Here is a 22,778-nt window from a genome sequence, read left to right on the forward strand (position 1 = left end):
TCTGAACGGCTGTCACTCGAAAAACTGTTTAAGCTCCTTGGATTCGGAAACATCCCGATTTTGAGTTTTATCTAATGTTGTGATAAGAAAACAGAAGCCCCAAACATATGAGAATAACCTGCCTAGCATGGCTATTCATTTTTTGTAGTATTATCCCGGATAATTTATTAGCCGTACCCAGCGAAATTCAGGCCGATTCTTCATCCTATGAAAAAAAGCTGGAGGATGGGATTGAAGCTTTTTATCGGGCGGACTGGCCAGAAGCCAAGATGGTATTTGAAGAACTTCAGCAGAAAAATCCCGAAGATTCGCGAGCTTATTTCTTTGAGTCGATGATTCCATTCTGGAAGTATTATTTTGGCGGCCGATCCAAACAATCAGCTGAACAGTTTTTATCTAAATCCCAGTATGCGATAGAGATCAGCCAGAATCAGCTTAGTAAAAATTCCAGCGACACCACCATGGTATTAATGCTCAGTGGTTTGTATGGATACCGAAGTTTGGTGGCCGCTGCCGAAAAAAATTACAAAGAGGCTCTTCAAAGTGGAATGACCGGCTTCAAATATACACGTCAACTTTTGGCCTTGGATGCCGATGACCCTAAAGCATTGATTGGCAAGGGTATCTTTTATTATATGGTAGGCAGTGTACCCGATGGGTTAAAATGGGCTACCAATATTATAGGGATGTCGGCCGATATGCAGAAAGGGTTTGATGTGCTGGAGCAAGCGGCAAAGTCGAAGAGCTACGTCAGAAACGATGCCCAAATGATTTTGGCATATTTATATGAACGGGAGCAAAAATTTAACAAGGCGCTGAAGCATTTAGAAGCACTATCTGCTCGTTATCCAGGAAATATCATATTTCAATATAACCGGGCACGTCTTTTGGAAAAAACCAATCAGCTTGATCAGGCGCGCGAAAAATATCAGTTGGTTGCAACAATGGATACCAATGCACTGGAAATTTTAAAACAGAAAAGTAGAGACCGCTTACAAAAGCTGTAATTTATTTAATTAAAAAAGTTTAACCATCAAGAATACGCTCTAAATTTTTGATAATGAGTCCGAAAAATACTTAATTAGTTAATGACTAATAATATAATTATTCATTTCCAATGTAGAGTGTATGGGCATAGGGCTACCGAATAATTTTTTTAATAAGATTATTTTCTTCTTCGCACTTCTTTTGTGTGGTGCTCTTCAAGAGGGGTATGGTCAATCCACTGGAGACATTGGATTTGTAGGATTTAATTCTGACGGACCAGGTGATGGCTTTTCAGTTGTATTATTTACCAGTTATTCAGGCGGCGACAAATTACACTTTACGAGTGAAGAATGGGATGGTAGTTCGTTCGCAGGTGCTGGCGGATCAATAACCTGGGAAGCACCGGCCGGAGGCACCTCTCCTGGTACAGTATTGGTATTTAGTGATGTTGAGGGAGTACCTTCGGTGAATACGGGGGCGATAACAGATGATACAAATATGGATTTGTCGGGTTCGGGCGATATAATTTATGCCTTTTTAGGGACAGATAAAGATACCCCCAATACATTCTTAGGTGCTATAGCCTCAGATGCTGAATTATATAACCAACCAGATGGGACAGGGGGGACATTGGCCAATACAGGACTCTCTGAAGCTGGTAATGAGACGATATTGTTGACTGATAATATTGATGTAGCAGTATTTACCGGAGATCGAAGTGGAAATACGGCGGCAGGCTATCGTTCTGAGTTGAATGATGTTGCAAATAACTGGCAGGAAGATAACGGAAGTGGGGACCAATCTGATCTTATTCTTCCATTTGATGCAACTTCGTTCACTATTATTTCACCGCCAACAATAGCATTTTCTTCAGCAGAGGTATCTGATAGTGAAGGCAATTCTGTTAATTTAACTGTTGAGTTGCTGCAAGCTAATAATGTAGATGTAGATATTGATGTTGTATTTCTGAGTAGCTCAAGCACTGCATCCAGTAGCGATATCAATAATTTTTCAAGCCAAACGGTATCTTTTACAGGAGCTTCAACAGGAGCAAGTCAAGACATTTCTATAACGTTAACCAATAACGATGGTTTTGAGGGTTCAGAAAAGGCGGTATTTGTACTTCAGAATAATAATACCGGTTCGATTATCAATCCGAGCGAATTAACATTGTCGATTATTGACGATGAAACTCCAGATATTTTTATTAATGAAATTCATGCCGATCCTGCAAGTGGACTTGATGGAGATGCTGATGGGAATGGCACCAGAGATGGTAGTGATGATGAATTTGTCGAGATTGTTAACAACCAAGATACTGCTATTGACATCAGTAACTGGGAGTTTTACAATGAAGCCGATTTAAAACATGTATTTCCTTCCGGCACAGTTTTGCCTGCAAATAGCGCGCTAGTACTTTTTGCCGATGAGGAGGTAACACCACAAGGAAATTTTGGTGGTGCAATTGTACAAAGTAGTAATGAATCTCCAACTCTTAGTTTAGTAAATGGTGGGGATATAATTTCTCTCCAAGACTCTAATGGTAATGTAATTGTTTCAGTTGATTATCCAGAGGCTAGTAACAATCAATCAATTGTAAGGGCGGGAGATGTAAGTAGCAGTTCATTTATAGATCATTCTGATGCTACAGGTTCTGCTGGTGATTTATATTCCCCGGGAACAAAAATTGATGGCACTGCTTTTGGTTCGAAATATGCTATTGGCATTCGTGGCACAGAAGGTTGGCGTATGATTTCATCTCCCGTACAAAACGCTACCTTCAATGACTTTTTCGGTGAATTTTGGATGCAGGGGATTCCAGGCTCGGACGATCCCGGGGGATCGGGAACGCTATTTGCATGGACTGAACCTGGAGGAGGGAGTTTTAATGCCCCCTCCGGTATGAGCAGTAATCTTACACCTGGCCAAGGTTATATCATTTATGTTTTCGAGGATGACGAATTTGCTAGTCCCGGTATTCAGGGGGGATTTCCTAAGGTGGTTAACACAAACGGGACAGAAAATGGCAGTTCGATTAATGTATCAGTATCGGCGAATGATACAGGTGGATCTACTGGAATTGATGGCAACGAAGGTTGGAATCTATTGGGCAATCCCTTTGCAACGGATCTTTCCGTTGGATCATTGATTAGTGCTCTTGAAGATGTGGATCCTGCAGTAAATGCGAACATATATGTTTGGGACCATGAAGCAAATGGTGGAAATGGTGAATATATTGTGTTGTCGGATGGTGATCGTGTAGCACCGTTCCAGGCGTTCTTTGTTCGATTTACGAATGAATTTAATGATGGGACCGTTACATTTGATAAAACTCAGTTAGAAGCTAATGCCGGTGCTCAATTTTATAAAAATGACGTTGAGGATTCTTTTGCATTTGATTTGGAGTTACATGGGGAAGAGTATTTTGATTCCTATTCTCTCGAGTTTAGTGGTAATGGCACAATAGAATTAGACCGTTATGATGCTTACAAGCTGTTCTCTTTAAATGCAAATTCGATTAACCTATTTAGTACGCACGGTGATAATCGGCTGCAAAAAAATATGCTTCCCAAAGATTTAGAATCTAATTTGAAGATCCCGCTTTCATTTGATGCAAATGGTCGTACCAATCTGACCTTCCGTTGGGGAAATATGGATGGTATTCCCAATGATTGGGATGTGATGCTTATTGACAAAGAAGAAAATCGAGAGATTGATTTACGGGTTGCCGAAGAATATCAATTTACGGTTTTATCAGCGGTGAATGAACAAACTGCTGATAAACGGAAACTTTTGAACAAAGGAAAAGGAAGTGAGGAGAGTTCTCGTTTTGAGCTTTCCTTGATCCCGAATATTGATACATCAAGCGGACGTGATATCCCCGAATCGGTTAAGCTGAATCCGAACTATCCTAACCCATTTAATCCTACGACCACGATTCCATACGAAATTGCAGAAGATGCAGAAGTAAAACTAACCGTCTGGAACATGATTGGACAAAAAGTAGCTACATTGGTTGATGGCATGGTGGAAGCAGGAACTCACCAAGAAACCTGGAATGCCAATAACATGCCGAGTGGTATTTATATCGCACGTTTTGAAGTGGGCAATGAGGTATTTACCCGGAAAATGACGTTGATTAAGTAAATGGTATATAGTATGGAAGAGTCAAAGAAGATAACATCGCTTGTTTTGATAGTATTTATTGTTTTTACAATAGGGGTATTACTTTCGATGCCTGATTATATTTTAGCACAGCCTGGATTACCCTCAGATCCAGAACAAACACCTATTGACGGTGGGCTGGGGATTTTGGCAGCTTTGGGTGGGGCATATGCTATAAAAAAACTGCGCGATAAAGAATAGATTTTTTGATCTAAGTTACTTTCTCTATTTTCAGTGAATCATACAGTATTTTAAACTGTTGAAACAGTGATTTTAATCCTAACAATAACGGAGTACTCCTTTTAATACAAATGCAATACAAAAATATTCAGGGTCTCGAAGTACCCGAAATTGGTCTTGGAACGTATAAACTTCACGACAGAGAGTGTTCACAAATAGTACGGAAAGCACTTGATATAGGTTATCGCCATATTGATACGGCTCAAATGTATAAAAACGAGCAGGCTATAGCTGAGGCGCTGAATGTTTCGAATGTGCCTCGCGAGGATATCTTTTTAAGTACAAAAATTTGGCATACGAATCTCGAAGCTGATGATGTACTTCAATCTACCGAGGAGACCCTGAGACAGTTGGATACTCCATATGTGGATTTGCTAATGATTCATTGGCCCAACGATCAGTATGATCTGCGTGCAACCATCGAATCTATGCTTGTCTTGCGCGATCAGGGAAAAGCAATGAATATTGGTGTCAGTAATTTTCCTTTGCACTTGCTTACAAAAGTAAAAGAAGAAATTCGTGCGCCAATATTTTGTAATCAGGTCGAATTTCATCCTTTTATCGATCAGCTCGATCTGCTGGATTATGCAATCGAAAATGATATCATGATCACTGCTTATAGCCCACTGGCGCAGGGTAAAGTGATGGAGAATGAAGACTTGCAAGAAATTGCTGAAAAGTATGGTAAATCCCCTGCCCAAATTTCTCTGCGCTGGTTGATTGAGCAAGAAAATGTGGTAGCTATACCTAAAGCTTCAAGTGAGGAGCATTTGCGTGAAAACTTTGATGTATTCGACTTCTATCTCGAAGACGAGGATTTTGAACGTATTGACCAGCTTGAGAAATCGATGCGTCTCGTGAACCCAAGTTTTGCGCCCGATTGGGGATAAGCTTTTTCTGAGAGCTTTATAAGATCATTCTACATGCCCGGTACCTAAAAAGTGTCGGGCATTTTCAATTTAAAATAGAATAGTTGCGATTTCTATCTATAGCGAGAAATAGCCTTGGCTAAAATTTTGTTGTCAGAGGCTCTTCGAATTTGATGATCAAAAGCGTGGCCATTTTGATCAGCAGATTGTTCTTTTGCTTCCGCAACATCGGTATCTCCCATAATGGATTCGGCCATAAACTGTATATCGATTTCACTTACGGCAGCCTCATCCGGTAAACAGGAAAGCACCCATTCGATGAATCGAACGTTGTTCACATGCCGATTGAGATCAAGATCTGTTTTTCGAACTTTAAATTCCTGAGCGTAGTCCACTTGATCTAAATCAGAAAAACGATCATTCGCAATTGGAAGGACGTGCTCGGTATCATCAGGGGCCACCTCGAGAATATCTTTAGGGATCCGTGCTGGACGTCGACTTTTGATATTCATGATGAGCCAATAACTTAGCGATCTGCCGATAACATCTCCGTTCTCACTCATAATCAAAAAATCGCGGTACGCACGCAGGCCATCACCGCTGGAGGGCCAGGTTTTTATCGTAATTGTTTCTCTCCAGTCGGGAAAGCGATCCATTTTAACATGAAGTCGATGCAATACCCAGGTAAGTTCATCTTTTTGGAGATCCGTAATGTCGAACTCGAGCTCGCGGGCGTGATTTCCGGCTACTTCCTGTAGTAAATTACAGATGGCAGGTAGCGTGGCCTTTTGATTAAAGTCTATCTCTGATGCCCGGATTTTGAAGGTCTCCTGAAAAGTTATCTTACTCACTGTATTGCTATTAATTCAAAAAAAGGGAAAGTAAATAATCTGTTGGGTATCTGAAATAAAACAAATCCCCCATACTTCCAAAGTATCGAGGATATTATCTATAACTCAAGGTATGGTTACCGGAATTATTTATTGCGTCCCATATGCCAAACTCTGGTGCCCCATAATTTCACATCATCGAGAATAAGGTAGATGGCTGGTAAAATAACAAGAGTAACAACGGTAGAAAAAGTGAGTCCGCCGACGATAGCTCGCGCCATGGGGAAATAGGGAGGGCCGTCACCGCCAATTTGTGTGGTGCCAAAGCAGAGTGGAACCAGACCAAGTACGGTTGTTCCGGCAGTCATTAAAATGGGGCGCATACGATCTTTACACCCCTTAATGATAGCTTCAAATCTGGGTAGTCCCATTTCTCGAAGCTGATGAATATGATCTATTAAGACAATCCCGTTGTTGACCACGATACCCATTAGAATGAGAATGCCTATCATTGCCATAAAGGAGAAGGTTGTACCGGTAATTAAGAAGAACCAGAAAACCCCGACAATTCCAAAAAATATGGAAGTGATAATACTTGAAGGAAATAGAACAGATTCAAAGAGCGAAGCCATCACCAGATAGATTAAGAACATCGCTAACAAAATATTAACCATCATTTCATCCATTGCTTGCTGATCCTGCTCAAAGCTTCTGCCTTTACTCCATCCGTAGCCGGAAGGATAATTAATTTGATTCAGCACCGGGAAGATCCGCTCTTGTGCCTTGTCCATCGTTATACCGTCGAGGTTAATCGTGATTCCAAGTGATGTTTGACGATTTTCACGTTGTATCGTTCTAGGTCCTCGGTCCATTTTATAATCTGCCAGTGATGCCAGTTGAACCGACTTGCCATTTCCAACACTAACCGGCAATTGCATAAGATCCTCAATGGTCTCTCGGTTAGATTCCTGAATCGCAAGCACCACCTCAGTTTCTCCGTGCTCGCCACGAACCCGACGTAAATTCATTCCACGCATTGAGTTTGAAACCAAATTGGCAACCTGTTGTGAGGAAACACCCATAGCGCGAGCTCGTTCACGATTTACTTGAACCTGAACTTCTTCGGTGCCGGTTTCTGCCTCGGATCGAACATCGGCAAGTCCCGGAACATCCTGCAGCCTTCGCTCAACTTCTTCAGCAAGATCTGCTAGTACTTCACTAGATTCTCCAATTACAAAAACACGCAGTTGTTCACCGCCGGTACGATCCTGGTATTCAAAAGAGGGTTCACCGATAGCCAGCTTTGGCATTTGCTCTTCGATTTCTTCTTTGATGAGGGTAACATCTTTTTGAGCATCATCCTCATCCGTTAAAAGAATGGTTGAAGTTGCGGAACCGGTTTCGAAATACGAGTATACAGCGTCAATTTCGAGCTCTTCTTTATTGGCATACAAAAATTCTTCAATACGGGTTACGGATTCTTCGACTGTTTCAAGGGTATAGGTATCATTGAGATGGTAATGTAATCGAAGTTCTCGTGATTCTGAGCCTCCGAACATTTCCACATTAACGGCATTCATCGGTATAGCGACACTTAAAAGGGTCCCCACTATAAGTGCAACAGAGAGATATCTGCGTTTTAGTAACCAGCTGAGCATACCGCCATACCAATTCTGCAAACTGTCAACCCAATCATTCTGTTCTTTCTTTTTCGGAGGGGCTATTTTTGAGGTCAATAGGGGAATAACTGTTAGTGAAATCAAAAGGGATGCTGTAAGCTCCAAAATAATAGTGATAGCAACGTGATAAAGCTGAATAGCAATCATTGAATCTTCACTAATGATATTAGGTAAGAATACAATAATTGTTGTCAATGTACCTGCAGTAACGGCCATCCCAACTTGTGTGACACCACGTTTTACAGCCTCAATTTTATTATCCATCATATTTTGGTTTCGATGGATGTTTTCAGTCACTACTACCGCATTATCAACCAGCATGCCCACTGCCAGCATCAATCCCATCATGGAAAGGATATTGAGCGAAAGCTCCATGAAGTAGAGCAGGCCAAGAGTAACAATCAACGAAAAGGGAACAGCTAGTGCTACAATTAGCGTCGTACTGATGCGCCGTAAGAACAAATAGAGAATGATGATAGAGAATAAAGCGCCGAGCAGTCCGGCCTTAAACAATTCGGTAAGCGAACTGATAATCCCGGTAGCCTGATTATGCATCTCAAAAATCTTGATGCCTCGCATTTCGGGCAGCTTGTTTACTTCGTCAATTTCTGCTATTACGCGATCGCCAACCTCTACAGTGTTGGCCCCTGATTCTTTAAACACGTCCAGCCCAATGGCATATTTTTGATCGAGATGGCGACCGTAATCGCGTTCGGGGCTTCCATAACCAACAGTGGCAATATCTCTTAATTTTAGATTATCGGGTCCGACAACAAGATCGGCGAATTCTGCCGGTTCAGTAATTTCTCCCGTTGGACGTACGAGATAGCGTTTTCCGGCATCCTCTATTTTTCCAGCTGTTACCGAAAAGTTGCTTTGCCGCAATGTTTGCGCCAGCTCATTAAGATTGATGTTGTGGGATTTGAGTCGCTCTGGGATCAATTCAATTCTGATCTGTCTTTTCTCCACCCCATACAGATCTACCTTTGCTACACCCTGTATTCGCTCAATACGCTGTTTGAGATTACGATTAAGTAGTTCATAGGCGTTAGATAGATCTCGCTCACTAGAAATCCGCAGGTTCATCATCGGATTATCCTGAGCAGAGAATTTATTGATGGTAAAACGTTCTAAATCATCCGGCAATTGATTGCGAATGCCGTCAATTTTCTCTTTCAACTCCATTGCTTTCAGGCTGATGTCTGACCCCATCTTAAACTGTACGAAAATTCCGGCCTGGTTTTCACTGGAGTTTGAGCTTATTCGTTCGATACCGCTAATGGTAGCAATGGCCTCTTCAATCGGACGCGTAATATTACGCTCGACTTCTTCGGGTGTCGAATTTTGATAGGGAACACTAATGTATGCTCCGGGAAAGGAGATATCCGGAAAATATTCCAGCGGCACCATGCGACTGGCAATGATTCCAATGATCACAAAGCTGATGAAAATCATCATTGTAGTTACCGGCCGTCTTAACGAAAGATCAGTAAATTTCATAGTAGCAGTTCCTCCGTTTTAGTTGTTTGATTGTTCAATTGCCGGTTGCTTGTTGTACACTTTGCGATCCATAATTGCGTACATTGTGGGTATAACAATAAGGGTAAGCAGGGTCGAGATGATAAGTCCCGCTATAACCGTGATTGCCATCGGTGCTCGTAATTCGGCGCCATCACCAAATCCGATCGCTAGTGGTAATAGTCCGAGCGTGGTTGTCAGGGTTGTCATAATGATAGGACGAAGCCGTGATTTACCTCCCTCAAGGATGGCCTTTATTTTATTCATTCCTCGCTCGCGATATTGATTAATCAGATCTATAAGCACGATCGCATTATTTACTACAATTCCGGCCAGCAGAATTAACCCGATAAAAACGACAACGCTTATCGTGGATCCTGTAATCCACAAACCAAGGATCGCACCAACCAACGCAAGCGGAATAGTAAACAGGATAATAAAGGGATGAAGCAGTGACTCAAACTGCGATGCCATCACAAGATAGACCAAGAATACAGCCAGTGAAAGGGCAAAAAGGAGTGATCGGAATGAATCTGCCATCTCCTCGTTTTGGCCGGTTATTTGTGCCTGTATGCCCGTTGGAATTGTGGTTTCATTGATAATAGAACGAATTTGATCCGCAGCAGTAGCAAGGTCGCCGTAATTTAAATTTGCTGATACGATTGCAACGCGCTGTTGTGCTGCCCTTCGAATTTCGCTCGGTCCGGTGTCAACTTGTACGTTGGCAATACTTGATAATGGAACCGGGGATTTACTGTTGGGATTGATGATAATATTTTGAATATCCTCTATTGATGAGCGATCCTGTTTTTTAGCACGGACAAGAACATCAATTTTTTGATCTCTCCATGAATACCGGGTAGCGACATCTCCTCGTACTTTACTGACAATGAGGTCAGCCACTTCGTGTACTTGCAAGCCAAGGGATGCTGCCTTGGGGCGATCAAAAGTAATTTGAATTTCGGGACTTCCTTGCTCCATGGTCGATTTTACGTCTGCAAAGCGTCCATCGGAGGACATTTTCTCAAGAATATTGTCACTAACCTTTTTCAATTTATCCAAGTTATAACCGGATATTTCGACCTCAACCGGAGTTTTAAACGTAAACAGGGCCGGCCGCGAGAACTTGTAGTTTAAGCCGGGGATACGCTGTAAGTCATTACGTAGCTCATCCATAGCACTTTCTTCCAAAGCTCGTCCGGCACCGCTGGCTAAGGTAACATTCAATTCGCCCCAGTTTTCACCGCCTTGATTGGGATTAGCATCCATCTGGTTACCGGTCCCCGCGACGGCAAAGGTAGTTCGAATAGGATCAATATCACCAGCTGCCTGCTGAACATTTTGCAGGGCTCTGTCGGTTTGCTCGATAGGTGTACCCGGGGGAAGATTAAACTCTACGTTAAACTCCCCTTGTGAAAGAGAGGGGATTAGTTCCATCCCCAGCTGCGGTACCAACATCAATGAGCCCATAAGACTCAAAAATGCAAAGGCAATTACTGCAAAACGGTGTCGCAATGACCAACGTAATACAGCAGGGTATTTATCTTCCATTGAATCAAACCATTTTTCAAAAGCATTTAACATGGGGTTCAAAACAAACATGGCTCCCTTGCTGATAACGTTGACAACTTTAGATCCGCCTTTAATGATGTAGCTTGGGATGGTTTCAAAAATGAAAATCCGGGCGGTCCGCATCCAGTGGCCTACTTTTGTTTTAGGTTCTTTCAGCTCTGGCTTTTCAATTTTTGATTTCTCTCGCCCCGCCAACGATGAAAGCATTGGGATCAAAGTAATCGCTACGACCAAGGAGGCAAGCAGAGAGAAGGTTACTGTCAGCGCCTGATCGCGGAAAAGTTGTCCGGCTATGCCGTGCACAAAGACAAGCGGAAAGAATACAGCGATAGTTGTAAGGGTGGAAGCAACTACGGCCATGCCTACTTCTCCTGCGCCGTCGCTGGCCGCTTTTAAAGGATTTTTGCCCATTTCGCGGTGACGGGCAATATTTTCAAGCACGACAATAGAGTTGTCAACAAGTAAACCGATACCCAGTGCAATACCGCCTAACGACATAATGTTCAGGGTAATGTCATTGCCGTACATCAGATTAAAAGTGGCGATAACCGATACGGGTATCGACAGGGAAATAATAACGGTTGCCCACAGGTTTCGAAGAAACAGATACAGAATAATGATGGCTAAAATACCACCAATAATTCCCGCATCAACGACCTCACTCACCGCAGAGGAAATAAATGTGGATTGATCAAAAACCTTTGTCATTGCCATGCCATCAGGCAGTCGCTCGGAGAGGTTGCCCATCTGCGCTTCTACATTACTGGCCACATTCACCGTATTGGCATCACCCTCTTTGTAAATAGCTATTTCTACGGCTTCCTGACCATTAAGTCGGGTAATGGCTTCCCGTTCTTTATAACCCTGAGTGATTTCAGCAAGATCTTTTAAATAAACGGGATTACCACCCTGACTACTAACGACTACATTTTTAATGTTATCTACAGATTGAAACTGGTTGAGTGTGCGCACTAGATATTGCTGCGTGCCTTCCTCCAAACGACCGCCCGAGAGATTTACATTCTCAGCTCCAAGTACCTGCGTAATTTGATCGATTGAAAGTCCAAGGTGTGATAACCGATCCTGATTGACAGCCACCTCGATTTCTTCCTCCAAGCCACCACTTATTTTAATAGAGGCAACTCCCAATGCGGATTGCAGATCCTTTTTTATCTGTTCATCAGCGTATCGCCGCAGTTGCTTAAGCTTACTGATTTGTGAACTTGATGCCTTTCCCTGATAACTGGCATAATCAACGTTTTTAGGCTGATCTGGGTTTTTATCTTCTATGTAAAAAGCATAGCGCATAATGGGATCCAGGGAAGGATCGAAACGAAGGATTACCGGACGATCTACTTCCAGCGGAAGCTGTAGGGCATCCAGCTTTTCGCGAACATCAATACTGGCAAAATCCATATCGGTTCCCCAGGCAAATTCCAGCGTAACATCAGACTGACCGGATCTAGAAATAGAGCGCACCTGTTGTACATTCTTTACAACCCCCAACGCTTCCTCAATAGGCTTGCTCACTAGGTTCTCGACTTCTGCGGGAGCTGCTCCTTCAAAATCAGTTCGGACGGTCAGGGTAGGATAGCTGAGTTCCGGCAGCAGGTTGATATTTAAACGGCTGAGTGAAACCATCCCAAAAAGGATAATGCCGATGGTAAACATTGCAATGGTTACCTTGCGTCTGATGGAAAAGTCAATCAATTTCATAGCGAATCCCTGTTAGATAATGATAAGCTGCTGTTTGTTATAAGGATACAATTTCGACCAAAGCACTGTCTTGAAGACTGCTTTGTCCTATGGTAACTACTGTGTCGGATGGAGCCAATCCCTCGAGAACTTCAATATTATCTCCGTTGGAGTAACCGGTATTTATATTTTGGCGGTAAGCCATACTGTTTTTGATAACATACACGCTGCTCATTCCATCTTCTTCGATAACAGAATTTTTGGGAATCATAAGAGCGTTTTGATGGGTATCGTAAACAATGCGTACGCGACCGAACATCCCGGGTCTTAACTGTTTGGATTCATCCCGGATAGACACCGTGACTTCAAAAGTTCCTGTTTGTGGATCTACCGTTGGACTTACGCGAAGTACCTTTCCTTCAAAAGTCTCATCTTTGATAGCATCCACCTGCAGCAGGGCTTGTTGACCTTTTTGAATTTTTGACATTTCATGCTCCGGGACCTTAAGTACGGCCAGTATTGGATCAAAATCAGTAACCTCAAACATTTCCTGATCGGTGTTAATCATGTTACCAACTTTAATAAGCCGGTCCGAGATAACCCCGCTGATAGGAGCCCGAATTTTGGAGTTTCTAATCTTGAGTTGAGCCAGCTGATATTCAGATTTCTGAGCCTGAAATTCATACTTGGCATTTTCAAACTCCTGGGCACTGATAAGATTTTTATTAAAGAGCTCTTCTTTTCTGTTAAGTTCATTTTCAAGGCGATCCATTGTAGCTTTAGCTCGCTGAGCTTCTATCTCTAACTGTTCATCTTCCAGTTGAGCAAGAACTTCATCAGCATCTACAAAGTCCCCTTCTTCGACATAGATCTTCTTAACCATACCGCGAACTTTTGAAACAACCATAGCTTCATCTTCAGCTTCAAGTGTAGCTGTGCTCGAGTAATAAGCTGATATATCACCGTTTGTAGCCTTGGCAATTTCAACCGGAATAGCAGAAGTGGAGTCTTCGTCACTTACATTTTTTGACTGGGAATCTGTACTACAAGAACTGACTGTAATTGACAGACAAAACAACGACCCTAAAACAACCCAATTTGTTAACGTCTTCATGTATTTTTCTGATTTTGAAAGTTTTTCAATTAAGAGCTATCTGCTTTTCATTACGGAGAGATCAGAACAAAAGTTACGGAGTTTTTTAAATTTGGAAATGAAAGCCTTTTAAAAGGAGGAATAAAAAAGGCTGCATAAACGTTAATTATGCAGCCTTGAAAGAAAAGCAACGGTTGGAACTTGTTATTTCGTAAACATTTCGGGGTGTTTGGTATGAAAATCTGTTGCCTGTTGATATTCCTGGGCAACTCCTAAAATCAGATCCTCATCAAAAAGATCGCCAACAAAGGTAATGCTTGTGGGTTGCCCTTCATCGGTAAATCCATTGGGGATAATCACAGAAGGATGTCCTGTTAAATTCGTCAGCAAGAGGTTGTTGTCCCCGAAAGTGGGAGAGACGTACATATCCACTTGCTGCATCACCGAATCCATCTTCTGAATAAGCACCTGCCGGGCGCGGTTTGCTTGGATATATTCCACAGCCGGGATGAAGCGGGCAGATCGAAATAGGTTGGGCCAGGCCGACTTGCTTTGCCGAACCATTTGGTCATCTTTGTTGCTAAGAGTAAGCTGATCAAAAGCAGCTGCTCCTTCTGCTGTCAAAATAAAACTGAGATTTGAGACCGGATAATCCGGCAATTTAATGGGAATGAGTTCCGCACCAAGTTCCTCGAGTTTTGCCAGCGTAAGACTGTCTCGCTGCCGATTCTCATAATCACTGTTAAAAGCAGATTTCAGATATCCGATTTTGTAATCAGAAATTGCAATATCGGATTTATAATTAAAAGGAAGGTCGAAAACGGACGCATCTTTTCCATCGGGGCCGTGGATAGCTTCAAATACGAGAGCAGCATCTTTAACGGAACGAGTGATGGGACCAACTTTATCCATGCTCCAGCTCAATGCCATTGCTCCATGGCGGCTAACGCGTCCAAAGGTGGGGCGCAGTCCGGTTGTTCCGGTTCTGTTAGATGGAGAAATGATAGATCCCCAGGTTTCGGTTCCGATCGCAAAGGGAAAAAGACCGGCTGAGGTTCCCGCTGCCGACCCGGCGGATGATCCGCTGGAGCCCTGTTCCAGATCCCATGGATTTTTGGTTGTGCCACCAAACCAGACATCACCATAGGCCAGGGCACCTAAGGTTGTTTTTGCTATCAAAACAGCTCCGGCTTCTTTCAGTTTTTTTGCAACTGTAGCTGTTTGACTGATCTCTTGATTTTTATAGGGTGTAGCTCCCCAGGTAGTTTTGTATCCTTCCACCGCAAAAAGATCTTTAAGTCCGTAGGGAATGCCATGCAATGGCCCGCGATAATTTCCCTTGGCAAGTTCCCGATCCATCTTTTTGGCCTGCTCTAGAGCCATTTCTTCTGTGACCGTGATAATAGCCTGGAGCGTATCGTCGTATTGGTTGATGCGATCGAGAAAAAATCTTGTTAGTTCAACGGAGGATACCTTTTGCTGTTTTATTAATGATGCCAGTTCTTCAACAGTATAAAATGTAAGATCAGATCGCTTGTCAGGAAGTGATACATCTTCCGTCAAATTCCAATCATTTGGTTGTTCTTTTTTGCTGATGATTTTGCCCGGTGGAACAGGATTGAAATTCAGTGCCGGAGGAATACGGTTATCCAGTGTAAGGTTACGGATGCTTTGATAGGATTCCCGATTGTTTTCCAGTTCGGTAATCATAGAGTCTCGTTCTGCCGAAGTGAAGTCGATCCCGATTAGTTTCGAAGCTTCTGAGATAACCCGGGGCGTAATATCATCATTTAAATAATGAGCGGATGTGAAAGCCAGTAAAAATCCAAGTGAGATCCCGAAAAGTGTGTATAGTATATTAGTTTTCATGAGCCAATACCTTTGATTGTTTATTTATCGCAATGTAGCCATCAACGTAGAAAAAACAAGACTCTATTTATCTACTTTTTTTGATTATCTGAGAACACCCACAAGACTTCAGGTAACCTCGCGGACGAACGTGCGCCCAAATTGACGTTCCATTTTGGTTAAACACGTTCCAATTTTTATAAAAATCGGATTCTAAAAAAGCTGGAAAGTATCTTTTTTAAATAAATCTGCTGGTTCCGAAGTCTTGCCTTTTACGGTTTTTTTGCCTGAATGACATTGACTGCTGATGCTCCGGAAAGGGAGATATATTTTTCGGCCTCTCTTTGGTAAGTCCAATTTCAGTAGTAAGATGGGCGACCTTCTTTTTGGGTAAAGATAGTAATAATTTGATCCAACAGTGGTGAGGACATTATGATATAATGATTAGAAAAGACTGCCGAGAGGTTACTATTCCCGGCAGTCAATAAGTTTTTACTGCAAATTTAATGAGTAATCATTCGTGGCAATGTACGGGCCTGTTGTACCCAGTTTTTTACTTTTGAGACGGAGGGCAAATTGCGTACTATTTGTTTCTCCTTATTGACCTTGGTCATCATTAGATAGAGTTTGTCGGGATTACGCTGAGCCAGTTCCGGAATACTGTCGACCCCGGTATGTTCCAGCAGATCGGAGTATTGGGTGCTAACGCCCTTGATTCTAGAAAGGTCGGCACGGTTGACCCATTCTAAAATTTGTTTTTCATTGATACCCGATTTTTGGGCAATCTCCATGCGACCCTTTTTATTGGAACCGGTTTTTAACAACATATTAAGAGAGGATATTCCTGCTGCTTTCAACTTTTTAGAATACGTATTCCCAATGCTTTCAATGTCGGTTAATTTGGCCATTGCTCTGATATTTAAATTGAGTGATTATATATTACTGAATGTAGTTAAGTTCAGTATTTACAGTAATTTATGCTAGGGGTTTTGGCGAATTTTAAAGAGAGGGAAGGCATTACATAATCAAAGTAGGGTATCAAAAAGTAAGAATATGCCTTTTTTGTGTCAGGGATTAAGAGAGGTTGGCTAAAGAGTTAGATTACTCTTATTATAACGGTATCAAATTTTCTTTAAACTTACTGATTCAATACAGGTCTGTATTTCGTTTGAGATACAGTTAAAATGGGAATCCGGTGCTTCTAAACTTTTTGGGAAAGTCCGGAGCAGTCCCCGCTGCTGTAAGCTCCAATAGCTTTTGATCCTTCATATACCACTGTCCTGATGATTTCGGGGCGGGAAGGTTGTCGAAAGTGGAGTAAGCCAGAAGACCTGCCGGTATTGATGACGGAAACAAGCTTTCGGGAGAAAAGCTAAATCCATGAACCCAATACTCGTACGCTTTTTTTGCAGTCCCATACTTTTTTTTGGATGGTTTATATCTTGTCTTCTAACTGTTGGATGTGGGGCTGAAAAAAATACCGATCCTGAATCTGATTCAAAAAAAACTGAACAGGTACAATTTGCTGATTCGGTGCATGCGGAATATGCAGAGGGATTTCAGATTACCTACCACGAAAATTACAAATTGCTGGAGATTCTAAAACCTTTTCAAGATCAAGTGGACACGCTCCGCTATTCGTTGGTGCCACATGAAGTTGCTGATGAGGTAGAGGTTGATAATACAACAGAAATTCCCATCCCCATAACCAGCCTGTTAACCACTTCTACAACCCATATCGGATTGGCAGAGATGCTTGATGCCACCGAGATTATTATCGGGATGGCAGGTGCGGACTATATTTACAATGAAGATGTTCGAAAAGGGGTAGAGGCGGGTAAAATGGTAAGTCTGTCGCAAGGAGAATTGAACAAAGAAAAAATACTGTCGATGAATCCCGATTTGCTGATGATCTCAGGCGGGCAGTCCTCACAATTCGATAATGTAAGAATTTTGATGGATTCCGATATCGATGTGATGGTTAACTCGGAGTGGCTGGAAACATCGCCGCTCGGCAAGGCAGAATGGGTTAAAGTACTGGCTGCACTACTGAACAAGGAACGACTGGCTAATGAAAAGTTTAATAGGGTTACTAACGAATATAAACGCCTTAAGTCTAAGGTAGGTAGGATAGATGATAAGCCATTGGTTATTAATAATATGCCTTACAAAGGTGCTTGGTTTGTGTCGGGCGGAAAAAGTTTTACTGCACAGTTTTTAAAAGATGCCGGAGCCGATTATCCGTGGTTCGATTCGGATGAGACCGGCGGGCTTCGCAAGAGTTTTGAAGTGATTTATGAAATCGGCTTGGAGGCAGATATTTGGATTAACCCCGGTGCAGCAAAATCCAAAGAGGATATCTTGGCAAAAGATTCCCGTTTTAAAGACTTTGAGGCTTTTCAAACAGGTGAAATATATAATAACAACAAGCGGGTAAGTCCGGCTGGCGGTAATGATTTTTGGGAGTCGGGCGTGGTGCATCCCGAAATAGTACTGGCTGATCTGATTAAGATTTTTCATCCGCAGCAGCTCCCTGATCATCGACTCTATTACTATCAGAAAATTGATTGATGGCCAACGAAACTACAGACATAACGCCACAGCATAAGACGGGGATTCGTCCGCTTTATTTTGGACTGCTGATCGTAGGACTTTTGACACTTTTGCTTGTCAATTTGGCATTGGGTTCGGTAGATATTCCAGTAGGTGATATTGTCCAAATCTTGATAGGAGGTGAAGCGGCCAGCGAAGCCTGGAATAAAATTATTATCAACATCCGTATTCCCAGGGCCATAACGGCCGTTTTAGCAGGCAGTGCGTTATCTGTGGGTGGATTGCTCATGCAGACACTTTTTCGTAATCCACTGGCCGGTCCGTCGGTGTTGGGTATCACTGCGGGAGCGAGCCTCGGGGTAGCCATTGTAATGTTGGCCGGTGGAACGATTACCAGCATTTTTGCTATTCAGCAACTGTCGGTATTCGGTAGTTGGCTTATTGTGATCGCTGCCAGTTTGGGTTCGGCTGCTGTATTATTGCTGATCCTTCTCATTTCTATTAAAGTTCGCGACAATGTAACGCTGTTGATTATCGGATTGATGATTGGGAACCTTACGATCGCGCTGGTAAGTATTTGGCAGTATTTTAGTCGACCCGAGCAGATTCAGGATTATCTCATTTGGACGTTTGGAAGCCTCGGCGGGGTACCTTTGGATCAGCTTTGGATATTGGCGGTGGTCGCTTTTGTTGGGAGTGGCATTGCAATGGCACTTTCAAAGCCATTAAACGGACTTTTGCTGGGGGAAAATTATGCCAGAAGTATGGGGCTGTCGGTTTCGGGCTCCCGCATCTGGATTATTGTGAGCACAAGCTTGTTAGCGGGCGGTATTACTGCCTTTTGCGGACCCATTGGGTTTGTAGGCATCGCTGTACCGCATCTTACACGATCTTTGATGGGGACAAATGATCACCGTGTCTTAATTCCTGCTGCCTTATTGATGGGAGCGATTTTACTACTTGCCTGTGATATTATTGCCCAGGTTCCCGGTTCTACCACCACGCTGCCCATTAGTGCGGTTACCTCGATGGTGGGATCGCCCGTCGTAATATGGGTCATTATTCAGCGGAAAAATCTGCAGGCTTCTTTCTGATGAAAAACAATGCTCCCATCATATCGACCCGTGACCTTGATATTGGATTTCCTGCCAAAGGGCGGAGGAAGGACCCAACGGTAGTGGCATCTAACATAAACGTAGCGCTGCAGGGCGGACAGGTGGTGTGCCTGCTAGGTCCCAATGGATCGGGAAAGTCTACACTCATTCGTACGTTGGCCGGCTTGCATAATCTGTTGGATGGAGAGGTGTTACTAAATGGTAAGAACTTAAGCCAGTTTGCAGTAAAAGAAATTGCCCAAAAGGTAAGTACTGTTTTGACTGATCGTGTTACGATAGGAAATATCAGCGTGTATGAGCTCGTGGCTTTTGGGCGATCACCCTATACCGGCTGGTTTGGATCACTCAACAAAAGAGATGAAGAAATCGTGGAGTGGGCTATTACATCAGCAGGGATTGAACAGTTTGTAGATAGGGATGTATTGCACATAAGTGACGGTGAACGTCAAAAAGTGATGATTGCACGGGCACTGGCCCAAGACACTTCGGCGGTGTTACTCGACGAACCCACAGCCCATCTTGATCTGCCCAACCGCGTAGAAATAATTCGGTTGTTGCGAAAACTGGCGCATGATACCCAAAAAGGCATTTTGTTGTCCACTCATGAATTGGATTTGGCCCTTAAAGCTGCTGATACCTTATGGCTTATCAGCCGTGATGGGCAAGTAATTACCGGTACGCCCGAAGATCTTGTCCTGGATGGAACATTTGAATCGGTTTTTGAAAAAGACAGCTTCGATTTTGATCGCAGTACAGGCTCCTTCACACTTCATAATCCCAAAAAAGAACCTATCCATTTGATAGGGGATGCAGTCCCAACCTTTTGGACACGACGTGCCCTTGAACGTGAGGGATATAAGGTAGTTGAGGATAACGGAACAACAGTTCAGGTTAAGGCATATTCAAAACAAGATACATTTGAGTGGAAAGTCATTACAGAAAAGACTGAGCATTGTTATTCATCCATAAAAAATCTGTTATCTGCCTTAAGAAAAGATCAGAAATTACTCCAATAGGTTTTGATTTATACAGCGTGCCTCGTATTTTCGTTTTGTGCATTGGTTCCTATCCTCGAATCATTTTCGGGATGGGATTAAAAGGGAATCCGGTGCTCCCAATAGTTATTTGGGAAAATCCGGAGCATTCCCCGATGCTGTGAGTTCCATAAGCTTTTGATCTTTCTTGAACCACTGTTTCTCCCGGGTCGCCCGGGATGGGACGGGAAGGTTGTCAAAAGCGGGACAAGCCAGAAGACCTGCCAACGCACAGCATTCGTAGCTTTCGGGAGAAAAGCGAAGAGTAAAATGTCGTTTCTGGCCTCCAGAACGTATTTATACCTTCCAAGTTTGATACCCAAAGGTACGAGTGATGAATTAATCATCATTTGTAACCTAAAAATTAATTATGACCATAACTCAACGATTACTTTCGGGGCTTTCTGCCTTGATGTATTTTCTTTGTATTACTACACCAATGTTGGCCCAGCAACACGATGTTGAAACTGACTCTACAGTATATGAGCTGGATGAAATTATAATCAGTGCCAGTAAATACGAGCAGTCTCCGCAGTCGGTAGGACGTAATGTTACTGTGATTTCACAGAAGGATATTCAGAATGCTGTTTATACAAATGTCAGTGAGTTGCTGGCCAATCAGCAGAGCTTGCATATGATTGGAGCGGGACAAACGCCCGGTTCGCTGCAGCAGGGATTTATCCGTAATGCTAATTCCAACCATTCTGTGGTATTGATAGATGGCGTTCGAATCAGTGATCCTTCCACCAACAATAATTCGATTGATCTTTCGGAACTTTCGCTGACCGGTATAAAGCGAATTGAAATTGTCCGCGGATCGCACAGTACGCTCTATGGATCTTCAGCTATAGGCGGTGTTGTTAATATCATTACGAAAAAGAAGGGCGGAGAAGGATTTAACATAAACGCAGAGACGAAACACGGGCGGTTTGGTGAAGAAACGTATTCCACCACAAACAGTCTTTTTGCTAATTATACTTCTGATAGTGGATGGTACGCAAATATCGGTGCCAATTTTCAATGGACCAACGGATTGGATGCAACGATTGATACGGTATCGGGTGTCAATGCATTTAATCCCCAGGATCAGGATGATTATAACAAATTCGATTTAGTGGGTAAGCTTGGTTATTCGACCGATCAATATGATTGGTATGCATCTTACCGGCGCGTTGATCAGCGCAGTGATGTCGATCAAGGTGCTTACCAGGATGACAGTAATGCCTATACCGAATTTGAGCGTGACCTCTTTAATTTTGGAGGGGGAATTGAATTATCGGATAACGTAGCCGTAGAATACCAGGGCGCCTATTCTAATTTAAACAGAGATTTTGTCAACGATTCGTCGATTATAAGTTCCAACGGTACGTATGATGGCATTTATACCGAGCTAAATGCCGAAGGATCGCTCTGGGAGAACGAGCTGAAGGTAGTCGCAGACGGGAATCATATCCGGTTTGTTGCCGGTGCCTCCGCTTCGCGACAAACAATGTCTACCCGTAATTATGTCTTCAGCCGGTCGCAATTTGGAGTGTATGAGTCGACAACGGATTTGGATTCATTAGGACTGAAGGAAATTATCTATAATGGATATGCCCACTCTAATCTTAATGGAGGATTAATTTCTGATCAGCTAGAACCGCTTTCATTGGGATTGGGAGGACGATTAGTCCATCACGATGAGTTCGGCTCCCACTTTACGTATGAGATAAATCCCAAGCTACAGGTAACCGAATCTACGCTTTTATACGGTGCTATTACCAGCGGATTTAATGCTCCTTCGCTCTACCAACTTTATTCTCCGTCAAAAAGTGCGGGGAGTTATACAAGTCGGGGTAACGAAAATTTGGATCCCGAATCATCAATCTCCTATGAAGTTGGATGGAAGCAGGAGGTTGGCAATCGGTTCTCTTTTGAGCTGTCTGCTTTTCAAACAGTAGTTAGCGATGTGATTGAATATGTATACTTGTGGAATGGCGATACGGCGATCGAAAATTTAAGTGCCATCTTTCCCGATTCGGATTACCTCGGTGATACGTTTATCAATGCCTCCGAGCAGCAGATATCAGGACTTGAAGTGTCGACATCAGCAAGAGTCACTCCTAAGCTTAATATTGAGGGAAATATCTCGCTAACGCGATCGACGTTAACCTTTTCGCCGGATGATGTCGATCCGACATATACAGGAGGGAACCATGTTCAAATATATGAGAGCGGAGCATATGTAACGGAAGAAAAAGAGATTGAAGGCTTAACGAGACGACCATCTGTTAATGCGTTTATGAGTGCATCCTATGTAGCAACGGACAAGCTGCGAATTAAAATCGATTCCAGATATGTTGGATCCCGTGATGATGTGTATTACAGCGCAAGCCTGGGACCGTATGGAGCTCTCGATCGCAGTAATATTTCGGGTTATAACGTAACCAATGCAACGGTGAGCTACTCGGTTATGGAAAATCTATCTGCACTTTTAAAAGTAGAGAATCTTTTTGATAGTGATTATCAGGAGATCAACGGTTATAATACTCAAGGACGAGGATATTACATTAAGTTGCAGTATCAATTATAGGTGTATCA

14 protein-coding genes and 2 riboswitches are annotated in these 22,778 nt (G+C 42.8%); of the genes, 8 read left to right on the plus strand and 6 right to left on the minus strand.

The window, feature by feature from the left end; all coding sequences use genetic code 11:
• Window positions 1–107: 107 nt before the first annotated feature.
• From ACT3IB_RS01235 to ACT3IB_RS01250, 4 genes are all read left to right on the plus strand, one after another.
• Entirely contained in the window at window positions 108–1,007 is a 900-nt protein-coding gene (locus ACT3IB_RS01235) for a tetratricopeptide repeat protein (RefSeq protein ID WP_491537199.1), read from the plus strand.
• Between the two features lie 121 nt (window positions 1,008–1,128).
• Window positions 1,129–4,134, plus strand: a complete 3,006-nt coding sequence (locus tag ACT3IB_RS01240; protein ID WP_491537200.1) for a lamin tail domain-containing protein — start codon at window positions 1,129–1,131, stop codon at window positions 4,132–4,134.
• 12 nt (window positions 4,135–4,146) lie between these two features.
• The gene (locus ACT3IB_RS01245) at window positions 4,147–4,353 is read left to right on the plus strand and encodes a PID-CTERM protein-sorting domain-containing protein (protein ID WP_491537201.1); all 207 of its coding nucleotides are present in this window, start codon (window positions 4,147–4,149) and stop codon (window positions 4,351–4,353) included.
• A gap of 110 nt (window positions 4,354–4,463) precedes the next feature.
• Window positions 4,464–5,282, plus strand: coding sequence for an aldo/keto reductase (locus ACT3IB_RS01250; RefSeq protein WP_491537202.1), 819 nt, complete (start codon window positions 4,464–4,466; stop codon window positions 5,280–5,282).
• Between the two features lie 92 nt (window positions 5,283–5,374).
• Here the strand turns inward: ACT3IB_RS01250 and ACT3IB_RS01255 are convergent, their stop codons facing one another.
• The 6 genes from ACT3IB_RS01255 to ACT3IB_RS01280 all read right to left on the minus strand — a co-directional run bounded on the left by ACT3IB_RS01255 (window position 5,375) and on the right by ACT3IB_RS01280 (window position 16,404).
• Complete coding sequence (locus tag ACT3IB_RS01255) at window positions 5,375–6,112, minus strand: acyl-[acyl-carrier-protein] thioesterase (protein WP_491537203.1); 738 nt, start codon at window positions 6,110–6,112, stop codon at window positions 5,375–5,377.
• 125 nt (window positions 6,113–6,237) lie between these two features.
• Window positions 6,238–9,270, minus strand: coding sequence for an efflux RND transporter permease subunit (locus ACT3IB_RS01260; RefSeq protein WP_491537204.1), 3,033 nt, complete (start codon window positions 9,268–9,270; stop codon window positions 6,238–6,240).
• An 18-nt stretch (window positions 9,271–9,288) separates the two neighbouring features.
• A complete protein-coding gene (locus ACT3IB_RS01265; RefSeq protein WP_491537205.1) occupies window positions 9,289–12,576 on the minus strand; it encodes an efflux RND transporter permease subunit in 3,288 nt (1,095 codons plus the stop codon).
• Window positions 12,577–12,613: 37 nt separating this feature from the next.
• Window positions 12,614–13,669: an efflux RND transporter periplasmic adaptor subunit gene (locus ACT3IB_RS01270; protein WP_491537206.1), complete on the minus strand. Its 1,056-nt coding sequence runs from the start codon at window positions 13,667–13,669 to the stop codon at window positions 12,614–12,616.
• Between the two features lie 183 nt (window positions 13,670–13,852).
• Window positions 13,853–15,517 carry an amidase gene (locus tag ACT3IB_RS01275; protein WP_491537207.1) on the minus strand — a complete coding sequence of 555 codons (1,665 nt, stop codon included), beginning with the start codon at window positions 15,515–15,517 and terminating at the stop codon, window positions 13,853–13,855.
• 482 nt (window positions 15,518–15,999) lie between these two features.
• On the minus strand, window positions 16,000–16,404 hold the full coding sequence (locus ACT3IB_RS01280; RefSeq protein WP_491537208.1) for a DUF4332 domain-containing protein: 405 nt from the start codon (window positions 16,402–16,404) through the stop codon (window positions 16,000–16,002).
• 228 nt (window positions 16,405–16,632) lie between these two features.
• Window positions 16,633–16,849: riboswitch (cobalamin riboswitch) on the plus strand.
• A 27-nt stretch (window positions 16,850–16,876) separates the two neighbouring features.
• On the opposite strand from ACT3IB_RS01280, the gene ACT3IB_RS01285 reads away from it, so the two are divergent.
• The 4 genes from ACT3IB_RS01285 (at window position 16,877) to ACT3IB_RS01300 (ending at window position 22,770) form a co-directional block, all read left to right on the plus strand.
• A complete protein-coding gene (locus ACT3IB_RS01285) occupies window positions 16,877–18,067 on the plus strand; it encodes an ABC transporter substrate-binding protein (protein ID WP_491537209.1) in 1,191 nt (396 codons plus the stop codon).
• Window positions 18,067–19,143, plus strand: coding sequence for an iron chelate uptake ABC transporter family permease subunit (locus ACT3IB_RS01290; RefSeq protein WP_491537210.1), 1,077 nt, complete (start codon window positions 18,067–18,069; stop codon window positions 19,141–19,143). Before ACT3IB_RS01285 ends, ACT3IB_RS01290 begins: the two co-directional genes overlap by 1 nt.
• On the plus strand, window positions 19,143–20,180 hold the full coding sequence (locus ACT3IB_RS01295) for an ABC transporter ATP-binding protein (RefSeq protein ID WP_491537211.1): 1,038 nt from the start codon (window positions 19,143–19,145) through the stop codon (window positions 20,178–20,180). Before ACT3IB_RS01290 ends, ACT3IB_RS01295 begins: the two co-directional genes overlap by 1 nt.
• A 26-nt stretch (window positions 20,181–20,206) precedes the next feature.
• Window positions 20,207–20,441: riboswitch (cobalamin riboswitch) on the plus strand.
• Between the two features lie 127 nt (window positions 20,442–20,568).
• Window positions 20,569–22,770 carry a TonB-dependent receptor plug domain-containing protein gene (locus ACT3IB_RS01300; protein WP_491537212.1) on the plus strand — a complete coding sequence of 734 codons (2,202 nt, stop codon included), beginning with the start codon at window positions 20,569–20,571 and terminating at the stop codon, window positions 22,768–22,770.
• The last annotated feature ends 8 nt before the right edge of the window (window positions 22,771–22,778 follow it).

The organism is Fodinibius sp. GM21, assembly GCF_058386955.1.